This window comes from Devosia riboflavina (genome assembly GCF_000743575.1).
In the GTDB taxonomy this organism is placed as follows: Bacteria; Pseudomonadota; Alphaproteobacteria; order Rhizobiales; family Devosiaceae; genus Devosia; species Devosia riboflavina.
In genome coordinates this window covers 26,256-48,509 of record NZ_JQGC01000011.1, presented here as the reverse complement: position 1 = coordinate 48,509, position 22,254 = coordinate 26,256, and the positions used below count along the sequence as shown (strand labels likewise).

The following is a 22,254-nucleotide window of genomic DNA, read 5'->3' as shown; positions in this document are numbered from 1 at the left end:
CCACAATCTGAACCTGGGATGCCATGCAGGCTCTGGTCTATCTCTTTATCGCGCTTGCGGGTTTTGCGATTGGCGCAACATCCTACTTCGCCTTGTCGTTTACGCTTGCCGAAGCGATCCTGGTTGCGCTGGTCGTTGTTTGCATTGCTACCCTGATTTCCGAACGCCGTTTGCGGCTGCGTGCGGAAAAGCGCCTCGAACGCGGCATCGAGGATCTTTCGCGTCTGTTGGCGACCGATGCCCAGGCCGGTTCCGTGCTCGGCCGCCGCATTAATGCGCTCTCCGAACTCAATCCCGGCCAGCGCCTCGAAACCATCGAGGCCGATATTTCCGTCCTCGGTACGGTGATCCGCCAGGTGGCTGAGGCGGTTGCCGAAATCGAGGAGAAGGGAGCCGCACCGGCAGCCGTTCCGGCCGGCGATCGATTTCTGAGCGATGCGCCGCGCCCCGTGGCGGCAGCGCCGCGGCATGGCGATATCGAGCCGATCATTCCCCTTGAAATGGTGCGTCAGGCGCTGGGCAACCAGCGCCTTGTCTATCATATCCAGCCCGTCGCGCGCCTGCCGCAGCGGCGTCCGGCCGGTTATGACCTCGTGCCGCGCCTGCTGCTCGAAGACGGCGACATGGCCGAGCCGGTCGATTTCCTGCCGCACCATGGCGGCGAGGACGTCTTGCAGCGCATCGATGGCACCGCGCTCAACGAGGCTGTGGCGATTGCCCGCCGCGCCCGCACCGGCGGGCAGGCGATTTCGCTCTATATTCCGCTCTCGAGCGCCACGCTGCGCGACAGCGCGGCTGTTGAGCAATTGCTGGCCATTCTCGATGCCAACCGCGTCATTGCCACGGGCCTGATCTTCACCATCGGCGAAGTGGAATTCCAGGAGCTGATGCAGACGGCGCGCACGGCGCTGCAGGCGATCCAGCGTCGCGGCGCCGGCTTCTCGCTGTCCGATGCGTCCTCGCTGCGGCTCAATTTTGCCGATCTCTCCGAGCTCGGCGTGCGCACCATCCGCGTCAATGCCGGCCAGCTGATCAATTCCTCGGAAGTCTATACCGACTTCCACCTGTCCGACATTGCCAGCTATGTGGGGCGCTTCGACATCACCCTGCTCGCGACCGGGGTGACCGACGAGCGGCAGATCGTCGAGCTGCTCGACAATGAAATCACGCTGGTGCAGGGCAATCACATCGCCCCGCCGGGCCCTGTGCGTCCCGACCTGCTGCTCGAGCCGACCCGCACCGTGGCGCCGCCGGCTCCGCAGCGTCCCGAGGCTGCGCGCCGTCGCGCCGAGCTCTGAAATCGGCAGTTCCATCGGTTTCGGGCTTGATCGCCCGGACCGAACTGCCACATAGCAGCCTGAGACATTTTTAGACGGGAACTGACCCATGTCCGCAGCCGCGCCCCTGCCCATCATTTCCGGCCTTGCCGATCTCGCGGGGCGCTATGATGCGGTGCTGAGCGATGTCTGGGGCGTCATCCACAATGGCGTCTCGGCCTTTCCCGAGGCGGTGGATGCGCTGGTTCAATATCGCCGTGCTGGCGGCAAGGTGGTTCTCATTACCAATGCGCCGCGGCCATCCCCGCCGATCGTCGCCATGCTCGATCGGCTCAATGTGCCGCGCGAGGCCTATGATGCCATCGTTTCCTCCGGCGATGCGACGCGGACGATGATTTCGAAATATCGCGGGAAGGCTATCCACCACGTCGGGCCGGCGACCGAGGACGATGCGCTTTACGAAGGTTTTGATTTGAGGCGCACCGGGCCGGAAGAGGCCGAAGTGGTTGTGGTGACCGATCTCGATACCGATGACGATACGCCCGAAATGTATCGCGAGCGCGCAAAATACTGGCTCCAGCGAAAGCTGCCGATGATCTGCGCCAATCCCGATCGCGTGGTGGAGCATGGGCACCAGATCATCTATTGCGGCGGGGCACTGGGCGATCTCTATGCGGCCATGGGCGGCATGGTGCTGATGGCGGGCAAGCCCTATCAGCCGATCTATGAAGAGGCGTTCCGCCTCGGCGAGCTGGCGGCGGGCAAGGCGCTCGACAAGAGCCGGGTCCTGGCCATCGGCGACAGCGTGCGCACCGACGCGACCGGCGCGGCGCAGTTCGGCATCGACCTCCTGTTCATCACCGGTTCGATCCATGCGGCTGAGCTCGATGCTTTCGGCAAGCCCGATCCGCAGGCGATTGCCGACCTGATCGCGCCGAGCCGGGCGCATGTCGCCGGCTTCCTTCCGCGTCTTGCCTGGGCGTCTTGAATTGAGCGATTTCGTTCGTCTTTCCGGCTTTGCCGAACTCCCCGCAGCGCTCAAGGGAGCCTATGTCGCCATCGGCAATTTCGATGGCATGCATCGCGGCCATCAGCGCGTTATTGCGGCTTTGCGCGAGCGGGCGCGGGCCGCGGGTGTGCCGGCGCTGATTCTGACTTTCGAGCCGCATCCGCGCGACGTTTTCGCGCCAAGCCCCTTCATGTTCCGGCTGACGCTGGGCGACGCCAAGGCGGCTCTGGCCGAGGCGTTGGGGCTCGATGGCATCATCGTCCTGCCTTTCGACACGGCGTTTTCGCAGACCGAGGCGGAGCTTTTTGTCGCCGATTTCCTGGTGGGCGCGCTGGGTGTGAAGGGCGTCATCATCGGGTCCGACTTTCATTTCGGCCGGCAGCGGCGCGGCACGCCGAGCTTTTTGCGCGAAAAAGGCGCCGAGCTCGGTTTTGCGGTGGATACGCTCGATCTGGTCGATGAGGGCGACGAGGTCATTTCCTCCTCGCGCATTCGCGCGGCGCTCTCCGAGGGCGCTGTGGCGGCGGCCAACCGGCTCCTCGGTTATCACTGGTTCTTTGAAGGCTGCGTGGTCAAGGGCGACCAGCGCGGGCGCGAACTGGGCTATCCCACGGCCAATACGATGACCCAGACCGGGTTCCAACTGGCGCAGGGCGTTTATGCGGTGCGGGCCAAGGTGGGCGGAAAACTGCTCGATGGCGTCGCTGCCTACGGCAAGCCCATGTTCGACAATCAGCGGCCCCCCTTCGAGACGCATCTCTTCGATTTCGACGCGGATATTTATGGCCAGACCATTTCGGTGGCGCTGATCGGCCATATCCGCGGGCAGGAAGTGTTCAAGGGGCTCGACGATCTCATCGCCGCCATGGATCGCGACAGCCGCAAGGCGCGGGCGATGATCGCAGACGCGCGACCGATTGGTGTCCTCGACGAGAAGCTCGGCTTTTTCGGTTAGTCCTCGGCCAGCAAGAGACGCATGAGATCGGTCTGTTTGCGCACGCCGGTCTTGTCGAAAATGCTGGTCAACTGGGCGCGGGCGGTGGCGTCCGAGACGCCGCGTCGCTCGGCGGCGGCTTTGCGGCTGCCGGTTTCGACGAGCGCCAGAGCCAGGGCCAGCTCGGCTGCCGTTAGGCTATAGCGCTGCTGCAACCGGGCGAGCCGGCGGCGCAGGCGGTTCTGCGGGTCGGAAATGATGATGATAACGGCGGGACGGCGCCCGGCAGGGTAGAGCAGGCCGCCGGGATAGGGCGCGCAATGCACGCCCAGGGTCCCCTGGGGTGTTGGGATCTGCATGCGGCCGCCGGAGGTGTGGTCGGGCGCTTGCAGGCAGAGGGCGATCAGCCGCGCCAGGTGCCGGTTTGTCGTCGAGTCTTCGCAGGAAATGCGGCCGTGGCGCTGGCGCAGACGTCCGTCCTCGAAGAGCTGCGTGCCACTGTCATTGCAATCGAGCAGCATGCCGCGCGCGTCGAGCAGTATGGCGGCCTGGCCCGCAAGTTCCAGCACATCGAGGCTGGAGCGCGCGAGCCCGCTGAACTGGCCGATGAGCTTGTTGATCTCGAGCGCACGGGTGAGCGTTGGAAGAATGGCTTCGAAGCGGGCGACCTGTTCCGTTTCGACGGCGCCGGGCAGGTTGATCATCAGGGCACCATGCCAGCCGGTGCTGGTCGCCAGCCTGACCCCGAAGGCACGGTTATAGCGCTGGGGCACGCACCATTCATTGTAGAAGGTATCGCGCTGAAAATCGGCGAATTGCGACAAGGACTCGTCGACGACGACGACACCGGGGGCATGGCCCATCATGTCGCGCATCAGCGTGTTGCGGTCATGGAACGTGGTGAAATAGCGCTCGATTTCGGCGGGATTGGTCCGGGGCGACAGCATTTGCGGCAACGAGCCGGGGGCGCCCCCGCCAAGGGTCGCTTCGACACTGCCCAGGTAATCGGCGAGGCGCGCCAACATGTCCGGCCAGGACGCCTCGTCCTCTGCCGCCTGCTGGATCGTACCGAGGATATCCTCGAACCGTCCCATCGCCTGCCCACATCGCGCGCGGAGCGCGTGCCCCCATCGAACAAGTGTTCGATGTTGCCTTTAGCATGAGCCACTAAAAAATTCCGGTCAATCCAGAGGTTTGGGGTCGTCTCGATCACTTTTTTGAGCGACGCGGACTTCGGGCAGGGGAATTCTCTATGCCGTTTCGCATTGCCGCCCGCTTACTTCGACGACGACGGCGCTTCTTGATTGGCCTGGTGCGGGACGCGTGCCATGGCATTTGAGGCCAACCGGACGCGTATTCTGCTAGCCTGGGAGGGTGGGGCCGGGCGCGGTCATGTGGTGACGCTAAGGGATATTGCCGAAGCGCTTGGCGCCGATGCAATCTGTGACGCCGCGCTCTGCCGCGTGGAGCACGCGGCCGAGCTAGTGCCCTATTGCGACAGCGTTTTTCAGGGCGCTCGGCTCTCGACCAATCGGGCGCGGCGCGAGGCGGCGGGCAATCCGCAGGTGGCAACCTGGGGAGATTTTCTCGGCGATCTCAATTTCTGGAACCCGCAATTTCTGATCGCCCAGATCAAGTGGTGGCTGGAGACGATCAAGGCGCGGAAGAGCCGGCTGGTTATCGCCGACTTCGCGCCCTGTGCGCAATTGGCGGCACATATTGCCGGAATTCCATCTGTCGCGGTGGGCACGGGCTATTCGGTGCCGCCTGCTGGTCTCGATAGGTTTCCCGTTCTCCTGCCCGAATATGCCGAACTGGTCTTTGCGGAGGACGAGTTGCTGCGGGCGGTCAATATGGCGCTGGTCCACTATGGCGTGAAGCCACTGACGAGACTGTCCGATATCTATGCCGGCAGCACGGCCATGCCGCGCACCATTGCCGGTCTCGACCCCTATCGGAACATGCGCGAGGCGCTACCCCTGCCGCCGCTCAGCGAAAAATTGCCGCGTCCCGATGGCAGCGGCAACGAGATTTTCTTCTATTTTCCGGGCGACGAGACCGAAAACCATGCGCTTGTCGATGCACTGATCGGCCTCGACCTGCCGATGCGCGCCTTCCTGCCCGGCGCCACGGCCGAAGTGCGGGAGCTTTTCGCCGAGGCCGGCGTGACGGTGGAGGCGCGGCCGGTTTCCTTCGAAGCGATCAATCGGCGATCGCGGCTGCTGCTCCATTCCGGCCAGCACGGCACGCTCTGCATGGGACTGGGCATGGGGATCGGGCAGGTTGCCTTTCCCCAGCATCTCGAACATCTCTTCCATGCGCGGCGCGCCGGCGACATGGCCCCGGTGCGTATCGTCAATCCGGCGGCTGCGGACGCGGACGAGATCAGCGCGACGATCATGGAAGCCTATGAGATCGGTGGCGGCGAGGTGGCAGCGGCGGAAAAGCTGCGTGCGAGCCTTTTCGGCGATGCCGGCGCCATGGCGCGGGCGCGGATCCTGCCGCTTCTGCAACAGGCCTGAGTGCCTGCCACGGCGCGGGCACGCGTCCTGCCTGTGACGGGGTAGCAAAATCAACCTTTGCCCCCTTTGCCCTCACTTGCTAAAAGGCGGCCCAATCTTCCAAAACCGATTGCCGTTCCATGACCGATACCGCTGCAAGCGCGACCGAAAAAGACTATTCGGCCACGCTCTTCCTGCCCGAAACCGAGTTTCCGATGCGCGCGGGCCTGCCCGATCGCGAGCCGATCTGGCTCAAGCGCTGGCAGGACATGGATATTTACGAGCGTCAGCGCGAGCAGGCCAAGGATCGGCCGCTGTTTACGCTGCATGACGGCCCGCCCTATGCCAATGGCAATATCCATATCGGCCATGCGCTCAACAAGACGCTGAAGGACCTGGTTTCCCGGTCCATGCAGATGCTTGGCCACAACGCTGCCTATATCCCCGGCTGGGATTGTCACGGCCTGCCCATCGAATGGAAGATCGAAGAGCAGTACCGCGCCAAGGGCAAGGACAAGAACGAAGTGCCCGTGGTGGAATTCCGTCAGGAATGCCGTTCGTTCGCCGAAAGCTGGGTCGATATCCAGCGCGAGGAATTCAAGCGCCTCGGCATCCTGGGCGAGTGGGACAATCCCTATCTCACCATGAGCTTTGACGCCGAAGCGCAGATCGCGCGCGAGCTGATGAAGGTGTCCATGAGTGGGCAGCTTTATCGTGGGTCCAAGCCCGTGATGTGGTCGGTGGTCGAGCGCACGGCGCTGGCTGAGGCCGAGATCGAATATCAGGACTATGAGAGCGATACGATCTGGGTGAAATTCCCGGTGACCAAGGGGCCGCATCTGGGTGCCTCTGTCGTCATCTGGACCACGACCCCGTGGACGATCCCGGCCAACCGCGCCGTCAGCTTCTCCTCCAAGGTCGACTACTCGGTCTATGAAGTGACCGAAGCTCCGGCTGAGAACTGGGCCAAGACCGGCGAAAAGTACATCCTGGCCGATAAGCTCGCCGCCGAAGTCTTCGCCAAGGCCAAGGTGACGGGCTTTGAAAAGCGCGCCACGGTCTCGGCTGATGAGCTCAAGGCCATCACGGCGGCCCATCCTCTGCGCGGCTTTTCCGGTGGCTACAATTTCGACGTGCCGCTGCTCGATGGCGAACACGTCACCGACGATGCCGGTACCGGCTTTGTGCATACCGCGCCCAGCCACGGTCTCGACGACTTCGATATCTGGATGACCTCCACCCGCCTGCTGCAGGACCGCGGGATCGATCCGTCCATCCCGTTCCCGGTGGGAGACGACGGTTTTTACACCAAGGAAGCACCGGGCTTTGATGGCGCACGCGTCATCGACGACAATGGCAAGAAGGGTGATGCCAATCAGCGCGTCATCACCGCGCTTGCCGAACACGGCAATATCATTGCCCGTGGCCGCGTGAAGCATCAGTATCCGCATTCCTGGCGCTCGAAGAAGCCGGTGATCTATCGCAATACGCCGCAGTGGTTTGTCTACATGGACAAGGCCATCGAAGGCGCCGAAGGCGACACGCTGCGCGTGCGCGCGCTCAATGCGATCGACAAGACGAAATTCTATCCTGCTGCCGGACAGAACCGGTTGCGCGCCATGATCGCCGATCGCCCGGATTGGGTGCTGAGCCGTCAGCGCGCCTGGGGCGTGCCGATCACCGTGTTCGTGCACAAGGAAACTTCCGAAATCCTTAGGGATGAAACGGTCAATCACCGCATCGCCCAGAGCTTTGAGGAAGAGGGCGCGGACGCCTGGTACAAGCCCGGCGCCGCAGAGCGCTATCTCGGCTCGGCCTATAAGGTTGAGGACTATGAGATGGTGACCGACGTGCTCGACGTCTGGTTCGATTCCGGCTCGACCCATGCCTTCGTGCTGCGCAACAAGCAGAAATGGCCGCATCTGAAATTCCCGGCCTCGATGTATCTCGAAGGCTCGGACCAGCATCGCGGCTGGTTCCATTCGTCGCTGCTCGAAAGCTGCGCGACCAATGGCTATGCGCCCTATGACAGCGTTCTCACCCATGGTTTCACCATGGATGGCGAAGGCAAGAAGATGTCCAAGTCGCTCGGCAACACCGTCGCCCCGCAGGACATCATCAAGCAGTACGGCGCCGATATTTTGCGACTTTGGGTGGCTTCGTCCGACTATTCGGAAGACCTGCGGCTCGGCAAGGAGATCATCCAGACGACCGTGGATGCTTACCGCAAGCTGCGCAATACGCTGCGCTGGCTGCTCGGCAACCTCGCGCACTTCAAGGCCGACGATGTCGTCGATTTCCGCGATATGCCTGAGCTTGAACGGTTGATGCTGCATCGCCTGGTGCAGCTCGATGCTGGTGTGCGTTCGGCCTATAAGGAATACGACTATCGCAAGGTCGTCTCGCTCTTGTCGAACTTCATGAACATCGAGCTTTCGGCGTTCTATTTCGACATCCGCAAGGACACGCTCTATTGCGATCCGATCTCGAGCGTAAAGCGTCGTTCGGCGCTGACCGTGCTCGATCACCTGTTCAATGCGCTGACGGCTTGGCTGGCGCCTATCCTGGTCTTCACCATGGAAGAGTGCTGGCTGGAACGTCATCCGGGTGAGAACGAGTCGGTGCATCTGCGGCTCTTCCCCGACCTTCCGGCGGAATGGCTCGATGACGGGCTCGAAGCCAAATGGGACAAGATCAAAGCGGTACGCCGCGTGATCACCGGCGAACTCGAAATCCGTCGCCGTGAAAAGGTCATCGGTTCCTCGCTCGAAGCGGCGCCGCAGGTCTTTATCGCTGACGCGGCGCTTGCTGCGGCCGTGGCCGATATCGATCTCGCGGAAGTGGCGATCACCTCGTCGATCTCGTTGGCCAATGGCCATGCGGCGCCCGTCGGTGGCTTCACCCTGCCGGAAGTGCCGGGCGTTACCGTGGTGTTTGCGGCGGCTGAAGGCCAGCGTTGTGCGCGCTCGTGGAAGATTCTTCCCGAGGTCGGGACCGATGCCGAATATCCTGATGTGACCTTGCGCGATGCCCAGGCACTGCGTGAGCGTGCGGCGGCAGGGCTCTAGCCCGGTGGCCGCTGCCAAGGCTGCGTCGCCCGCCGTCTACATGTCGCTTGTCGCGGCCGTGCTCGCCTTTGGGCTCGACCGCGCGCAAAAGGGCTATCACATCGCCGCCGATTGCTATGCGATCGGGCAGGCGGCGTGCGTCGATATCTTCACCAACTACCTGCCGTTTTCGATGACCGGCTGGCGAGGTGGGGAGATCGTGCCGGTGACGCCGTTCTTCGACTATGTGCTGGTGTGGAATACCGGCATTTCCTATGGGCTGCTTGATGGCCTGCCGGTGTGGACGCTGGGCGCGATCATGCTGGTGGCGATCCTGGGGCTTTCGGTCTGGTGGTGGCGGACCGATGCGCCGCTGGTGCGGCTGGGCCTCGCCTTTGCGATTGGCGGGGCGCTGTCCAATGCGCTCGACCGGCTGATTTTCGGGGCGGTGGCCGACTTCTTCCATTTTCATTGGGGAAGCTGGTCATTCTACATCTTCAACATTGCCGATATGGCGATCACGCTGGGGGTGATCCTCTTGCTGGTTGACCTCGTGGGTCTGGGCAAGAGCAGGGCAAAGCCGGCCGATTAAGGCTCGCATACCATTGTGCTGCCCAAATCTGGCCTTAGGGCCTCAAATGCGCTATAAGCGCCGCCATTATCGTAAGGGACGTTTCATGCGTATTGGATTGACCGGCCACAATGGCCGTATTTCGGCCGCGGCGCGTGCAGTGCTGGCAGGGCTGGCCTTGGCAGCTACGCTGGCTCTTGGCGCCTGCACCACGGTCGAAGGCACCAATGCGCTGACCGATTTCGGCACCTTTGAACGCGACGTGTTGAACACGACCGCGCGCGGCGTCGGTCTCATCCCGGGCGATCCGCCGAAGGAAGATATCACTGCTGCCCGCGCGCCGCTGGTGCTGCCGCGGTCGGGCAACAATCTGCCGGCGCCGAGCACGCAAGTTGCCTCCGCGCAGCTTCCCGCCGATAGCAATACCGTGCAGATCGATACCTCGAACCTGAGCGAAGCGGACCTCCAGCGTCTGCGCAATGCCAAGGTCGTCGACCTGCGCTCGCTGTCTGGTCGTCCGCTGACGCCGGAAGAAGCGCGCGCCTTGACGGCGCGCATGAGCGCGGCAGGCATGCAGGTGACCGGCACGGCTAGCCGTCCGCTCTATTTGCCGCCGGATGAATATTTTACCCGAGTGGGCAGTGCCGATCTAATCTGCCGCACGCCAGCCGGCGAACTGGTTCCTCTCAGCGATCGGCGTTGCCCGGAAGAAGTTCGCCGCGCGCTGCGGACCGAAGGGCCCAGCAGCAGCGGTGTGTTGGGCGGCGGCCCCGATGTGACCCTGAAGGCCTCGGACGTAAAACTCTAGCAACGCTTCTGGCCTGAACCACGTTTTTCCGGCGGCCGGATGATCCGGCCGCCTTTCGCTTTCTCCGCGCCGCCCAAAATGGGTCCCGCATGACATGGAAGTCCTGTTCGCATGAGCGACACACCAAAACCCGAAACTGCCGATCGTCTCGCCAAGGTCATGGCTCGCGCCGGCCTCTGCTCCCGCCGTGACGCCGAAGGCTGGATTGCCGCCGGCCGCGTCATGGTCAATGGCAAGAAGGTCATCACCCCCGCCTTCAACGTGACGAGCCGCGACAAGATCACTGTCGATGGCAAGCCCCTTGCGGAGCGCCAGGGCACCCGCATCTGGCTCTATCACAAGCCTGCCGGGCTCGTGGTCACCGAGAAGGACCCGGAAGGTCGTCCGACCATTTTCGAGGCTCTCGAAGAGCAGGGCCTGCCGCGCGTCGTTACCGTTGGTCGTCTCGATATCAATACCGAAGGCCTGCTGCTGCTCACCAATGATGGTGGGCTGAAGCGCGTGCTGGAATTGCCGTCCACGGGCTGGCTGCGCCGCTATCGCGTCCGCGCCTATGGTTTTGTGACGCAGGCGCAACTCGATGCGCTCAAGGACGGCATCACGGTGGAAGGCATCAACTACGGCCCCATCGAAGCCACGCTCGAGCGCGAGCAGGGGCACAATGTCTGGATCGTCGTGGGTCTGCGCGAAGGCAAGAACCGCGAAGTCAAGAATGTGCTCGGTGCATTGGGTCTCGAGGTCAACCGCCTGATCCGCGTCTCCTATGGCCCGTTCCAGCTCGGCGATCTGGCGGAAGGCCAGATCGAGGTGGTGAAGGCCAAGATGCTCAAGGACCAGCTCGGCAAGAAGCTGGCCGAGGCAGCCGGCGTCGATTTCGACAGCGAAATGCCCGAAGGCCTGTTCCCGCCGCCGCGCGCCATGAGCGAATCGCCGCGGGGTCGTGGGTCGCGCGCTGGTGGACGTCCGGATGCGCGCGGTGGCTCGTTCCGCGATGAAGAGCGCCCGGTTCGTCCGCGTCGCATTCATTTTGATGACGATGGTCGCGCGCCTGAAGAATATGAGCCCAAGGGCCCGTCACGTCCCGGCCGTGGGCGCGTCGATCCCGATGACCAGCCGGCAAGCAATTATGGCCGTGCGCCGATCCGCGCGCCCAAGCCGGAGCGTGGCGATCGCCCGGCCGGTGACCGCAAGTCGTTTGGTGACAAGAAGTCGTTCGGCGACAAGAAACCTTATGGCGATCGCAAGCCCTATGGCGACAAGTCGTTTGGCGACCGGCCGCAGCGCGGCCGTCGTCCGGATGGCGATGAGCGTCCGGCCCGCAGCTTCAGCGATCGTCCTCAGCGTCGTGATGATGACCGTCGTGGCGGCGGCGAGCGCCCGCAGCGCGGCTTTGGCGACAAGCCAGCGCGTAGCTTTGGCGATCGTCCGTTCGGCGACAAGCCGGGTCGTGGTTTTGGCGATCGCCCCGCTCGCGGCGGCGACCGTCCGGCACGTCCGTTTGCCGATAAGCCTGGTCGCAGCTTTGGGGATCGTCCCGCCCGTGGTGGTGGCGATCGTCCGGCGCGTCCTTTTGGCGACAAGCCAGGCCGCAGTTTTGGTGATCGCCCGGATCGTGGCGATCGTCCGTCTCGTCCCTTCGGTGACAAGCCCTCGCGTGGCCCACGCTCGGATCGTCCGCAGCGCGGATTTGACGACAGCCGGCCGCCGCGTCGCGACGATCGTCCGGGCCAGGGCCGTCCGCAGGGCGGTAGGCCGGCCTTTGGCGACAAGCCGCGTGGTGCACGTCCCGAAGGTGGCCGCCCCGGCGCGGGCCGTCCGACTGGCGGGCGCCCCGAGGGTGGCCGTCCCGGCGGACGCCCTGAAGGCGGACGCCCCGGTGGCGCACGCCCGACGGGCGGTCGACCCACCGGCGGCAAGCCGTTTGGTGGCAAGCCGGGCGGCGGTGGACGCCCGGAGGGCGGCCGTCCCACTGGCCCGCGCAAGCCGCGCGGCTAAATGATGCGGATTGTTGCCGGTAAATTTCGCGGCAAGCAGCTCAATTCCCCGTCGGACGATTCCATTCGCCCGACGGCGGATCGCGTGCGCGAAAGCATGTTCAATATTCTGGGGTCACGGCTGGGGCCGGTGCTGGAGGGCAAGCGGGTGCTTGACCTTTTTGCCGGCACCGGGGCGCTGGGGCTCGAAGCGCTGTCGCGGGGGGCTTCCCACGTTACCTTTGTCGACGTGGGGGCGGAATCGCGCGGGCTGATCCGCGATCATATCCAGGCCTTTGGTGTGGCGGGGATTACAAAACTGCTGCGTCGCGATGCGACGGGGCTCGGCACGCCGGGCACTTTTGGGCAGTTCGATCTGGTGTTTCTCGATCCGCCCTATGGGCAGGGTCTTGGAGAAAAGGCGCTCGCAGAACTGGCCGGCAATGGCTGGCTCAAGCCCGGCGCGACACTGGTCTGGGAAGAAAGTGTCGATGTGCCGGTGACGGTGCCGGCAGGTTTTGAACTCGACGATGAGCGCGAATATGGCGCTGCCGCCGTACGGTTCCTGACGTTTGGAGATGCGGCCTAGTTCTCAGGCCGCCTTTTTGAGGCAATCCGCGCAACGGCCGCGGATTTCCATGGTGGTGCGTTCCACCTTGAAGCCGTCATTGCGGGCCCAGGTGCCCAGGCGCTCTTCGATCACTTCATCAGCAAATTCATCGACCTTGCCGCAGCTTTCGCAAATGGCGAAGGCGATGAGGCCCTTGCGGTGGCAATGCATGTCGGCGCAAGCGACGAAGGCGTTGAGCGATTCCAGCCGGTGGGCGAGGCCCCGGTCCACGAGCTTGTCGAGCGCGCGATAGACCTGCAGGGGAGCGCGGAGGCCGTCGCTGCGTAGCTTGTCGAGAATGTCGTAGGCGCTGAGCGGGCCCATCGAGGCCGTCAACGTGCCCAGCACCAGTTCCTGATTGCGGGTGAGATCAGTCGGAATGTCGTGACTATGCGCCATGGCTTTCTCTCCTGCCGAACAATCTTGCGGTCGGTACCGTCAGCGAAACGAGGAATATCAGCAGCGCCGCGACGACAATGGACGGTCCCGAAGCGGTATCCCAGGTGAGCGAACCGTACAAGCCGGCGACGACCGATGCTGCACCGAGAACTGCTGCAACCAGCGCCATGAACTCGGGCGTAGCGCTGAGGCGGCGGGCGGTGGCGGCGGGGATGATCAACAGCGAGGTGATCAGCAGAACGCCGACGAGTTTCATGGCGATGGCTATCACGGAGGCCATGAGCAGCATGAGAAGAATGCGGCTGACCTCGGGTTTTAGCCCTTCGGCTTCAGCCAGTTCGGGGCTGACCGTGGCGGCGAGGAGCGGGCGCCAGTTGAGCGCGAGGATGGCGAGGATGGCGATGCCGCCGCCATAAATGATGTAAATATCTTCCATCGAGACAGCGAGGATGTCGCCGAAGAGGAAGCCCATGAGGTCGATACGGACCTGAGTAAGGAAGCCGACGAGCACGAGGCCTACGGCGAGGGAGGAGTGGCTGAGGATGCCGAGGAGGGCGTCGGTGGAGAGCGTGTTCTGGCGCTGCAGCAGCAGGAGTGCACCGGCGACGAGGGCGGCGACGGCGAAGACGCCGAGCGTCATGTTGATCGACAGCAGGATGGAAATGGCGACGCCGAGCAGGGCCGAATGGGCCATGGTGTCACCAAAATAGGCCATGCGACGCCAGACGACGAAGCAGCCCAGCGGCCCGGTGACGGCGGCAAGGCCGACGCCGGCGACGAGGGCGCGGGAGAAGAAATCACCGAGCATATTGGTCCCCCTTCCCTGACCTTGTGCTTGCCGGCACCCCCACCCAACCTCCCCCGTCAAGGGGGAGGTGCTGCATCGAGTTTGGGGCGGTATTCTGCCAAAGCCCCTGACCCGGCACACTCCCCCTTGCGGGGAGGGATGGGGAGGGGGGGCGGCTGACTACGGAACACCCAAAGTCACCGAGCATGGTCATGCTCCGAGTGATCGTGGTGGACATGGCCGTGCGGATGCTCGTGCTCGCCATGCTTGCCGACGAGGCAGCCGTCGTCGTGGTGTTCGTGGTCGTGATGATGCTCGTAAATGGCCAGGGTATCGGCGGCGCGGGCGCCGAACAGGGCGAGATATTCCGGGCTGCGCTTCACGGCAGCAGGGGTGCCGCGGCAGCAGACATGGCCGTTGAGGCAGATGACCGTGTCGGTCTCGGCCATGACGACGTGGAGGTCATGGCTGATCATCAGGATGCCGGCCTGGGTCGTGTCGCGGATCTGGCGAACAAGTTCGTAAAGCGCCACTTCGCCGGAGAAATCGACGCCCTGCACCGGCTCGTCGAGAACCAGGAGATCGGGCTTGCGGATCATGGCGCGGGCGAAGAGCACGCGCTGGAATTCGCCGCCGGACAGCTCCTGCACGGCGGCATGAAGGAGGCGGCCGGCGCCGACAGCGGCTAGGGCGGATTCAATTTCGGGTCGGGAAAAGTGGCCGGTCAGGGTCATCAGGCGCTCGACCGTCAGCGGGAGCGTCCAGTCTATGCTGAGCTTTTGCGGCACATAGCCGATCTTGAGACCCGCCTTGCGGGTTACCGTGCCCGTAGACGGTTTCAAAACGCCCGTCGCCATTTTGGCGGTGGTCGATTTGCCTGAGCCATTGGGGCCGATCAGCGTGACGATTTCGCCGCGCGCGATGGAGAGGTCGACGCCTTCCACCAGGACGCGGCCGCCACTTTTCACACCGGCATTGGTGAGCGTGATGAGCGTTTCGCCCTTCATGCGCATGTCCATGAATGTTTCCACAAGTGCACTTGACGCTGTCATTTACGTTATAGCATAACACTGCCGCAAGCGTAATAACATAACATATCGTTCGCGATATGGAGCAGACAAGAGGTGCCTTTCATGAACCGGTTGATCCCGATCGCTGCCTTTGCAAGCCTGCTGCTGACCGGCACGGCCATGGCGGCGCCCAATGTCGTGGCTTCGACAAAACCTGTGCATTCGCTGGTTGCGGCGGTGATGGCGGGGGTTGGTGAGCCCGGGCTGATCGTCAAGGGCGCGGCTTCGCCGCACACCTATTCGCTGCGGCCCTCGGATGCCGCGGCGCTTGAAAATGCCGATATCGTGTTCTGGACCGGGCACGGCATGGAACTGTTCCTGGCCGATGCGCTGGAAACGCTGTCGACCAAGGCGCAGACGGTTGAGCTGGCGGAATCGCCGGGGATCGAGCTCCTGCCGATGCGTGAAGGCGGGACATTCGAGCCGCATTCGCATGGCGATGAGGATCATGGGCATGAGGAAGCGGCGCATGACCACGACCATGAGCACGAAGAAGGTGACATGCATTTCTGGCTCGATCCGGAAAATGCCAAGCTGATGGTGACCGAGATCGCGCGGGTGCTGAGCGCGGCTGATCCTGACAATGCCGCGGCCTATGGGGCCAACGCCGAGACAGAGATTGCGGCGCTTGGAGCACTCGAAACCGAGATTGCGGCGACGCTGGACGGGGTCAAGGACAAGCCGTTTATCGTCTTCCACGATGCTTACCAGTATTTCGAGAACCGTTTTGGGCTTGAAGTTGCCGGGACCATCACCGTTTCGCCCGAGGCCATGCCGGGCGCGGCGCGGGTGGATGAGCTGCGGAAGAAGGTGAGCGAACTGGGCGCCACCTGTGTGTTTGCCGAGCCGAACTTCGAGCCGGCCATTGTCAGCACGATCGTGGAAGGGACCGAGGCCAAGGCGGGCGTGCTCGATCCCGAGGGGAGCGCGCTGGCGGAAGGGCCGGGGCTTTATGGCGACCTGCTGCGAGGGATTGCGGCGGGGCTGGTGGATTGCCTGGGGTAAAGCGCCCCCACCTGATTAAACACCCCCACCCTTGATCCCTCCCCACAAGGGGGAGGGAGACGATGGAACCGAGAACGAGTGGCCTGCGCCTCCCTCCCCTTGATGGGGAGGGAATGAGGGTGGGGTGATGTCGCACGCGCCATTCTCAATACAAGAATGTAACGTTCTAACATATCGGAGCAAGAATATGCGTCATATCTTTACTTCCCTTCTGCTCGCTACGGCGCTGACGGCGCCGATTTTGGCTGATGATGTCATTGCCTGGCGGTTGTTTGTCGCCGATCACGCCGAGGGCAAGGTTACGGCGGTGGATGCGATCAGCGGCGATACCCTGGGTGCATTTGCGCTGAAAAGCCCGGCTTCGCTCGTTGCCGGTGAATCGGGCGAGGCGGTGTTTGCCGTGCAGGGTGCGGCTGGGCAGGTTTCGGCCATCCGCTCGGGCATCGCCATTGATGACCATGGTGATCACGGCGATATCGAAGTCTCGGAGCCGGCGCTGGTCGAGGCGGTAATCTCGGGCGAAAAGCCGGCGCATTTCGTTGAGCATGACGGCAAGGTGGCGCTGTTCTTCGATGGGTCGGGCAAGGTCGATCTCTTTAGCCCGCACGAATGGGCTGACGACGGAAAGATCACTGAAAGCCAACTCGATAGCGGCACGCCGCATCATGGACTGGCCGTGCCGTGGGGTGATTTCACGCTCGTCTCGACGGCCAATGCCGAGGACGAGAAGAAGCCGCGGATTGGGCTCAATGTGGTTGATGCCTCAGGGAAGCTTGTGGGTGAAACCCATGCTTGCCCGGACCTCCATGGAGAAGCTGCTTCGGGCAATTTGCTCATCGTCGGTTGCGGCGATGGAGTGTTGATTGTTTCGGGTTCCGGCGAGCCGCAGGTGACCAAGCTTGATTATTCGGGCCTGCCGGAGGGCAAGACCACGACGCTGATCGGCGGGCAGGGGATGCAGTACTTCCTCGGCAATTATGGGGCTGACAAGGTGGTCATCATCGATCCCGCCGAGGCTGCACCCTATCGTCTGGTCGATCTGCCGACGCGGCGCGTACATTTTGTCACCGATTCCGTGCGGCCGAAATTTGCTTACATCTTCACCGAGGACGGGTTCCTGCGGCAGCTCGATGTGGTGTCGGGCGAACTGACCCAGTCGGTGAAGGTGACCGAACCCTATTCCATGGATGGCGAATTTAGCCTGCCGCGGCCGCGTATTGCGGTGGTGGGTGACAAGGTCGCCGTGACCGATCCGCTGAAGAGCGTGGTGCATCTGGTGGATGTGGCTGATTTCGCCCTTGCGGGTGAGATCGCGGTCGAGGGCGCGCCCTACAATATCGTCGCCGTTGGCGGCTCGGGCATCCAGCACTGACCGCGAGCCCTGCCGCCGCCCCCGGCGGCAGGGCATTTTCTTTTTTTGGATAGAACTCATGGCCCCCAAGAAACTTCCCGTCACCGTGCTGTCCGGCTTTCTCGGCGCCGGCAAGACGACGCTGCTCAATCACATTCTCAACAATCGCGAGGGTCGCAAGGTCGCGGTCATCGTCAACGACATGAGCGAGGTCAATATCGACGCCGCGCTCGTGCGCGATGGCGGCGCTGATCTCAGCCGCACCGAGGAAACGCTGGTCGAGATGAGCAATGGCTGCATCTGCTGCACCCTGCGCGATGATCTGCTCGCCGAGGTGACGCGGCTCGCGGGCGAGGGGCGGTTTGATTATCTGCTGATTGAATCGAGCGGCATTTCCGAGCCGCTGCCGGTGGCGACGACCTTCGATTTTCGCGACGAGCGCGGCTTTTCGCTGTCCGACCTGACACGGCTCGATACCATGGTGACCGTGGTCGATTGCGCGAACCTCCTCAAGGACTATGCCTCGTCGGACTTTTTGCGTGATCGGGGCGAAACGGCCGGGGAGGGCGACGAGCGGGCGCTGGTTGATCTTCTGGTGGAGCAGATCGAATTTGCCGATGTGGTCGTGCTCAACAAGATTTCGACGGCCTCCGAGGGTGATCGGCGCGCGGCGCGGACGATTATCAAGGCACTCAATCCCATGGCGCGGATTGTCGAAACGGATTTTGGCGTCGTGGCGCTCGATGATGTGCTCGATACAGGGCTCTTCAATCTTGAAGTGGCAGAGACCAATCCGCTCTGGTTCAAGGAGCTCAACGGTTATAGGGACCATGTGCCCGAGACCGAGGAATATGGCGTGCGCTCATTCGTCTATCGCGCGCGCCAGCCGTTCAATCCGCTGCTGCTTGACCGGTTTCTGAAAGAGGCCTGGCCGGGTGTCATTAGAGCAAAAGGCTTTTTCTGGCTGGCGACGCGGCCGCACTTCGTTGGGGAATTGAGTCAGGCCGGCGCACTGGTGCGCACGCAGCGGCGGGGTCATTGGTGGGCCGCCGTGCCGGCGCAACGCTGGCCGGACAATAAGGAATGGCGCGATGCCATGGCGCCCTATCTCGACGCCATCTGGGGCGACCGGCGGCAGGAGCTGGTGTTTATTGGGGCGGACCCAATGAGCGAGGCCGAGATCAGGCGACGGCTCGATGCCTGTCTGGTGCCGGCGCGAACCATGACGCCGGACGCCTGGGCGCGGCTGCCCGATCCGTTTCCGGCCTGGTCCTGACTATTTTATCGGACCCTTGAAGATGAAGAGGGCGCCGAGGGCGATGAATCCAAAACCGATGGCGTGGTTCCAGGTGAGCTTTTCGCCGAGATAGAAGACGGCAAAGAGCGCGAAGACCGAGAGGGAGATGACCTCCTGGATGGTCTTCAGCTCGGCCGCCGAATAGACGGCGCTGCCGATGCGATTGGCGGGAATGGCCAGCCAATATTCGAAGAAGGCGACGCCCCAACTGATCAGCACCACGGCCCAGAGCACCATGCCGTGATATTTGAGGTGCCAATACCAGGCGAAGGTCATGAAGACGTTCGAGGCGATCAGGAGCCCGATGGGGGCGAGGGTGGGCAGGTTCATTCCCATAGTGGTCACCAATGGCGCGAATCGGCCCCTTCGGGACGCTGGCGGACTTCTCCGCTGGCGGCGCGGACTTGGCAAGCGGCCTCAGCGCAGGTGCTTGGTGGGCTGCTCGAGCGCAAAGATCTCGTCGGTGAGATTTTCAATCTGTTTGCGGATCAGCGCCTGCGCGTCATAGAGGCCGCGATTGTAATAATAGGCCCCCATCTTGTCGGCGAAGAACTGCATCAGCATTTCGGCCGGAATGGCGCCGATGGATTGGTCGAGTTCCTCGCGAAAATAGTCCTGGATTTCGCCAACGATGGCTTTGGTTTCTTCGCGGTCGAACTTGATCGGCTTCATGGAAAACTCCTTCAGCTCCGGTTCATAGCGCGAGTCGCCAATTGTCGGCACGCACAAGCTCGGCCAGAATGGCGCCGCTTGAGGAGGACATTCCATGATCGCCCGCATTTCGCTGCTTGCCCTGAGCCTGGCCCTCGCTGTCGCGCCGGCTATGGCCAATGACAAGGTGAAAACCGCGCCGCAGGCCATTTCCTGTGACGGCGTTTTTGGGCCGAAAAGCTCGGATGCGCTGGTGCGGGAGACGTTTGGCGACGAGAATGTCGAGACCGGCACCGTCTATGGCGTCGAGGGCATCGAATTGGAGGCGACGACGGTCTATCCCGATGATCCAGAGCGGGTGATGCAGTTTAGCTGGTGGGACGAGGAAGAGCTTGAATATCTCAGCTCCGTGGAACTGGCGCCGAGCCAGGAGACCCCGGCCGGCGTCAAGATCGGCATGAGCGTTGCCGAGGTGGAAGCCATCAATGGCGCGCCTTTCACCATTGGCGGCTTTTGGTGGGATTATGGCGGTGGGGCCATGTTCGAAAAGGGCGCGCTGGCCAATCCCGAGACCGGCTGCGGCTTCTGGATTCGCTTTGCGCCCAAGGATGAATATCCCGAAAGCGTGGATGTCACGCCGGTATCGGGCGAGGTGACGGTGCCGTCGTCCGAGCCGCTGCTGGAAACGCTCGATGTGCGCGTGCAGTCGATCAATCTCGGCTATCCATGGCCGGAGGAATTGCCCCAGCCGGAATATTGAGGCGGGAGCGACATGCACAACACGATCATCTATCTCATCGGCCACTATGGCGTGGGCAAGCTCACGATCGCAAACCGGATCACTGCCGCGACCGGCGCCCGGCTTTTCGACAATCACCTGGCCAATAATGTCATTTTCTCGCTGATCCGCGAGGATGGTGGGTCGAAAATCCCCGATGCGGCATGGGACCTGATCATGACGATCCGGCGCCAGGCTTTGACGGCCATGGCGGAAATCGCCGCGGCGCAGGCGAGTTTCGTGCTGACCAATGCGCTGATGGAGGGCGATCCGCTCGATCGCCCGGCCTATGACGAAGTGGTGGCGACGGCGGAACGGCGGGGCAGCACTTTCGTGCCGGTGTTCCTGTCGGCTTCCGATGCGGCGCATGCCGAACGCATTCCTTCGGCCGATCGCGAAGCACGGCTCAAGATGACCGATGCCGCGGGCGCCGAATTGGTCCGGCGGTCAAGGCCGCTTCTGGCTGTCGAGCACGCCAATCGGCTCGATCTCGACACGACCGATCTGCCCGCCGAAGACGCGGCGCAGCGGGTGATAGCGCATGCTGCAGCCCGGGCGCTCAGCAGGTCGGTTTGAGCGAGACGATGAGCGGCTGGACGAGGTCGTCGAGTTTGGGGCGATCCACCTGGGCATATTCGAGCCGGATGGCGGCATAGCCCGCGCCGTCGCAGAGCTGGATCATGTGCTGCTGCAGCACGCGGCCGGATTTGGTTGCAGACCAGGTGGCCCAGCTTGGCGTGGCCGATTGCGCCATGACACCCCAGCCGGCTTCAGTGTCCGAGGCGAAAAGGGCATTGGCTTCGGATTCGAAATCCGGCTCGGCAACGAAATAGCCGCCCCAGGCGGTGAGTTTTCCGACGCGGCCGTCAAAGAGGAAGACCTGGCCATCGCCGTTTGCACTTTCGCCCTGGCCTTCGAAGCCGGGCGGAACGTCGAGTTCGTAGCCGTAGCGAGCATTGGCATAATAGCCCCAGGCTGCCTGGGCGAAGGCAGGCAGGGCGAGAATGAGGGTGGCGAAAAGGGCGAGGGCGAAGCGCATGGGCTGAGACTGCCTGCGTCGCGGGCAGGCGGCAAGGGCGTTGTTCCCCGCGGCGGTCCTTCCAGTGGCCTTCATGGTGAGGTGCTTTGCAGAGCAAAGCCTCGAACCACGAGGGCCTGGCGCGATGGCTCCACCCACTCGACCTCGTGGTTCGAGGCTTCGCTGCGCTCCGCGCCTCACCATGAGGTCTCTAAAAGGGTGGGGGCCGGTGAAACTAACGACCTAAACCACCACGATCCCGGCATGTTTGGCCTTGTTTTCCGGCTCGACATGGATGGTGATCTGCAGGTCGCTGACCGTTTCGCGCAGCTTGGCTTCGATGCCGTCGCAAATGGTGTGGGCGGCTTCGACGCTCATGGCGCCGGGGACGACGAGGTGGAAATCGATAAAGGTCAGTTTGCCCGCCTGGCGGGTGCGGATGTCATGGGCCTCAATGGCGCCATCGGCGTTCTGCGCGATGACTTCGCGGATGGTTTTCTGGGTTTCGGGCGGTACGGCGACATCCATCAGGCCGCCGACGCTTTCGCGGATGACGCCCCAGCCGGACCAGAGGATGTTGAGCGCGACGAGCGCGGCCAATATCGAGTCGAGCGCGGCTATGCCGGTTGCGTAGACAAGGACGAGGCCGACAATGACGCCAAGGGTGGAGATGACGTCGGTCATCAGGTGCTTGGCATCGGCAACGAGGGCGGGCGAACGCACGCGGCGGCCATAGCGCCTGAGATAAAGAGCCCAGAATACGTTGATCAGCGTGGCGCCCACGCTGACTGCGAGGCCTTCGACCGGCGCCTCCGGCAATTGCGGTTCCAGGAAACCAAAATAGGCTTCGCGCAGGATCAGGATGGCGGCGACGATGATCATGACGCCGACGAGCACGGCCGAGAAATATTCGGCCTTGTGATAGCCATAGGGCAGGGACTCGTCGGCCGGGCGCTGGGCGAGGCGGACGGCGATCAGCGCGGCAATGGCGGTGACGACGTTGACGATGGATTCTAGCGCGTCGGAATAGAGCGCGATCGAGCCGGTGAGATACCAGGCGAAGAATTTGAGCGCGAGGACAGTGAGCCCGATGGCGAGACTGACGGCGGCAATGGCGAGCGTGCGGTCTGTGGCGGCCATGGGGGGACTCCTTTAGGGATTGTCACCC

The 22,254-nt window shown here is 63.1% G+C and carries 22 protein-coding genes; 14 read left to right on the top strand and 8 right to left on the bottom strand.

Annotated elements, in window-relative coordinates; all coding sequences use genetic code 11:
- Nucleotides 1–23: 23 nt before the first annotated feature.
- The 3 genes from JP75_RS12930 to JP75_RS12920 all read left to right on the top strand — a co-directional run bounded on the left by JP75_RS12930 (nt 24) and on the right by JP75_RS12920 (nt 3,241).
- The gene (locus tag JP75_RS12930) at nt 24–1,298 is read left to right on the top strand and encodes an EAL domain-containing protein (protein ID WP_035083608.1); all 1,275 of its coding nucleotides are present in this window, start codon (nt 24–26) and stop codon (nt 1,296–1,298) included.
- An 88-nt stretch (nt 1,299–1,386) separates the two neighbouring features.
- Nucleotides 1,387–2,265, top strand: coding sequence for a TIGR01459 family HAD-type hydrolase (locus JP75_RS12925; RefSeq protein WP_051960674.1), 879 nt, complete (start codon nt 1,387–1,389; stop codon nt 2,263–2,265).
- 1 nt (nt 2,266) lies between these two features.
- On the top strand, nt 2,267–3,241 hold the full coding sequence (locus tag JP75_RS12920; RefSeq protein ID WP_035083677.1) for a bifunctional riboflavin kinase/FAD synthetase: 975 nt from the start codon (nt 2,267–2,269) through the stop codon (nt 3,239–3,241).
- On the opposite strand, the gene JP75_RS12915 is transcribed toward JP75_RS12920, so the two are convergent.
- The gene (locus JP75_RS12915) at nt 3,238–4,314 is read right to left on the bottom strand and encodes a helix-turn-helix transcriptional regulator (RefSeq protein WP_035083605.1); all 1,077 of its coding nucleotides are present in this window, start codon (nt 4,312–4,314) and stop codon (nt 3,238–3,240) included. The genes JP75_RS12920 and JP75_RS12915 overlap by 4 nt on opposite strands.
- Nucleotides 4,315–4,548: 234 nt before the next feature.
- On the opposite strand from JP75_RS12915, the gene JP75_RS12910 reads away from it, so the two are divergent.
- From JP75_RS12910 to rsmD, 6 genes are all read left to right on the top strand, one after another.
- Nucleotides 4,549–5,742, top strand: coding sequence for a glycosyltransferase family protein (locus tag JP75_RS12910; RefSeq protein WP_035083602.1), 1,194 nt, complete (start codon nt 4,549–4,551; stop codon nt 5,740–5,742).
- A 119-nt stretch (nt 5,743–5,861) separates the two neighbouring features.
- Nucleotides 5,862–8,789, top strand: coding sequence for an isoleucine--tRNA ligase (ileS, locus tag JP75_RS12905; RefSeq protein ID WP_035083599.1), 2,928 nt, complete (start codon nt 5,862–5,864; stop codon nt 8,787–8,789).
- 4 nt (nt 8,790–8,793) lie between these two features.
- Nucleotides 8,794–9,360 (top strand): signal peptidase II, encoded by a 567-nt coding sequence (lspA, locus tag JP75_RS12900; RefSeq protein WP_051960673.1) that lies wholly within the window; start codon nt 8,794–8,796, stop codon nt 9,358–9,360.
- A gap of 85 nt (nt 9,361–9,445) precedes the next feature.
- Nucleotides 9,446–10,147, top strand: a complete 702-nt coding sequence (locus JP75_RS12895) for a hypothetical protein (protein ID WP_035083596.1) — start codon at nt 9,446–9,448, stop codon at nt 10,145–10,147.
- Nucleotides 10,148–10,258: 111 nt separating this feature from the next.
- Nucleotides 10,259–12,142 (top strand): pseudouridine synthase, encoded by a 1,884-nt coding sequence (locus JP75_RS12890; RefSeq protein ID WP_051960672.1) that lies wholly within the window; start codon nt 10,259–10,261, stop codon nt 12,140–12,142.
- A gap of 3 nt (nt 12,143–12,145) precedes the next feature.
- Nucleotides 12,146–12,709, top strand: a complete 564-nt coding sequence (rsmD, locus tag JP75_RS12885) for a 16S rRNA (guanine(966)-N(2))-methyltransferase RsmD (protein ID WP_035083671.1) — start codon at nt 12,146–12,148, stop codon at nt 12,707–12,709.
- Between the two features lie 3 nt (nt 12,710–12,712).
- Here the strand turns inward: rsmD and JP75_RS12880 are convergent, their stop codons facing one another.
- The 3 genes from JP75_RS12880 to znuC form a co-directional block, all read right to left on the bottom strand.
- Complete coding sequence (locus tag JP75_RS12880) at nt 12,713–13,129, bottom strand: Fur family transcriptional regulator (RefSeq protein WP_035083594.1); 417 nt, start codon at nt 13,127–13,129, stop codon at nt 12,713–12,715.
- Nucleotides 13,119–13,937 (bottom strand): metal ABC transporter permease, encoded by an 819-nt coding sequence (locus JP75_RS12875; RefSeq protein ID WP_035083591.1) that lies wholly within the window; start codon nt 13,935–13,937, stop codon nt 13,119–13,121. Before JP75_RS12875 ends, JP75_RS12880 begins: the two co-directional genes overlap by 11 nt.
- Nucleotides 13,938–14,113: 176 nt before the next feature.
- Nucleotides 14,114–14,935: a zinc ABC transporter ATP-binding protein ZnuC gene (gene znuC / locus JP75_RS12870; RefSeq protein WP_035083589.1), complete on the bottom strand. Its 822-nt coding sequence runs from the start codon at nt 14,933–14,935 to the stop codon at nt 14,114–14,116.
- A 114-nt stretch (nt 14,936–15,049) separates the two neighbouring features.
- On the opposite strand from znuC, the gene JP75_RS12865 reads away from it, so the two are divergent.
- The 3 genes from JP75_RS12865 to JP75_RS12855 all read left to right on the top strand — a co-directional run bounded on the left by JP75_RS12865 (nt 15,050) and on the right by JP75_RS12855 (nt 18,618).
- Nucleotides 15,050–15,991 carry a zinc ABC transporter substrate-binding protein gene (locus JP75_RS12865; RefSeq protein ID WP_035083587.1) on the top strand — a complete coding sequence of 314 codons (942 nt, stop codon included), beginning with the start codon at nt 15,050–15,052 and terminating at the stop codon, nt 15,989–15,991.
- 187 nt (nt 15,992–16,178) lie between these two features.
- Entirely contained in the window at nt 16,179–17,363 is a 1,185-nt protein-coding gene (aztD, locus tag JP75_RS12860) for a zinc metallochaperone AztD (protein WP_035083585.1), read from the top strand.
- A gap of 58 nt (nt 17,364–17,421) precedes the next feature.
- On the top strand, nt 17,422–18,618 hold the full coding sequence (locus JP75_RS12855) for a GTP-binding protein (protein WP_035083582.1): 1,197 nt from the start codon (nt 17,422–17,424) through the stop codon (nt 18,616–18,618).
- Here JP75_RS12855 and JP75_RS12850 read toward each other — a convergent pair whose 3' ends face one another.
- Together JP75_RS12850 and JP75_RS12845 are read right to left on the bottom strand one after the other, a co-directional pair.
- Nucleotides 18,619–18,969 (bottom strand): DMT family protein, encoded by a 351-nt coding sequence (locus JP75_RS12850; RefSeq protein WP_035083580.1) that lies wholly within the window; start codon nt 18,967–18,969, stop codon nt 18,619–18,621. It lies immediately after the preceding gene.
- An 87-nt stretch (nt 18,970–19,056) separates the two neighbouring features.
- Nucleotides 19,057–19,311: a DUF2164 domain-containing protein gene (locus tag JP75_RS12845; RefSeq protein WP_035083669.1), complete on the bottom strand. Its 255-nt coding sequence runs from the start codon at nt 19,309–19,311 to the stop codon at nt 19,057–19,059.
- A 94-nt stretch (nt 19,312–19,405) separates the two neighbouring features.
- Between JP75_RS12845 and JP75_RS12840 the strand changes: the two genes are divergently transcribed.
- Both JP75_RS12840 and JP75_RS12835 read left to right on the top strand, forming a co-directional pair.
- Nucleotides 19,406–20,050: a hypothetical protein gene (locus JP75_RS12840; protein ID WP_035083578.1), complete on the top strand. Its 645-nt coding sequence runs from the start codon at nt 19,406–19,408 to the stop codon at nt 20,048–20,050.
- Nucleotides 20,051–20,062: 12 nt separating this feature from the next.
- Entirely contained in the window at nt 20,063–20,644 is a 582-nt protein-coding gene (locus JP75_RS12835) for an AAA family ATPase (protein ID WP_035083575.1), read from the top strand.
- Here the strand turns inward: JP75_RS12835 and JP75_RS12830 are convergent.
- Nucleotides 20,628–21,107, bottom strand: a complete 480-nt coding sequence (locus JP75_RS12830; RefSeq protein ID WP_035083574.1) for a hypothetical protein — start codon at nt 21,105–21,107, stop codon at nt 20,628–20,630. The genes JP75_RS12835 and JP75_RS12830 overlap by 17 nt on opposite strands.
- 222 nt (nt 21,108–21,329) lie before the next feature.
- Entirely contained in the window at nt 21,330–22,226 is an 897-nt protein-coding gene (locus tag JP75_RS12825; RefSeq protein ID WP_035083570.1) for a cation diffusion facilitator family transporter, read from the bottom strand.
- Nucleotides 22,227–22,254: the final 28 nt, after the last annotated feature.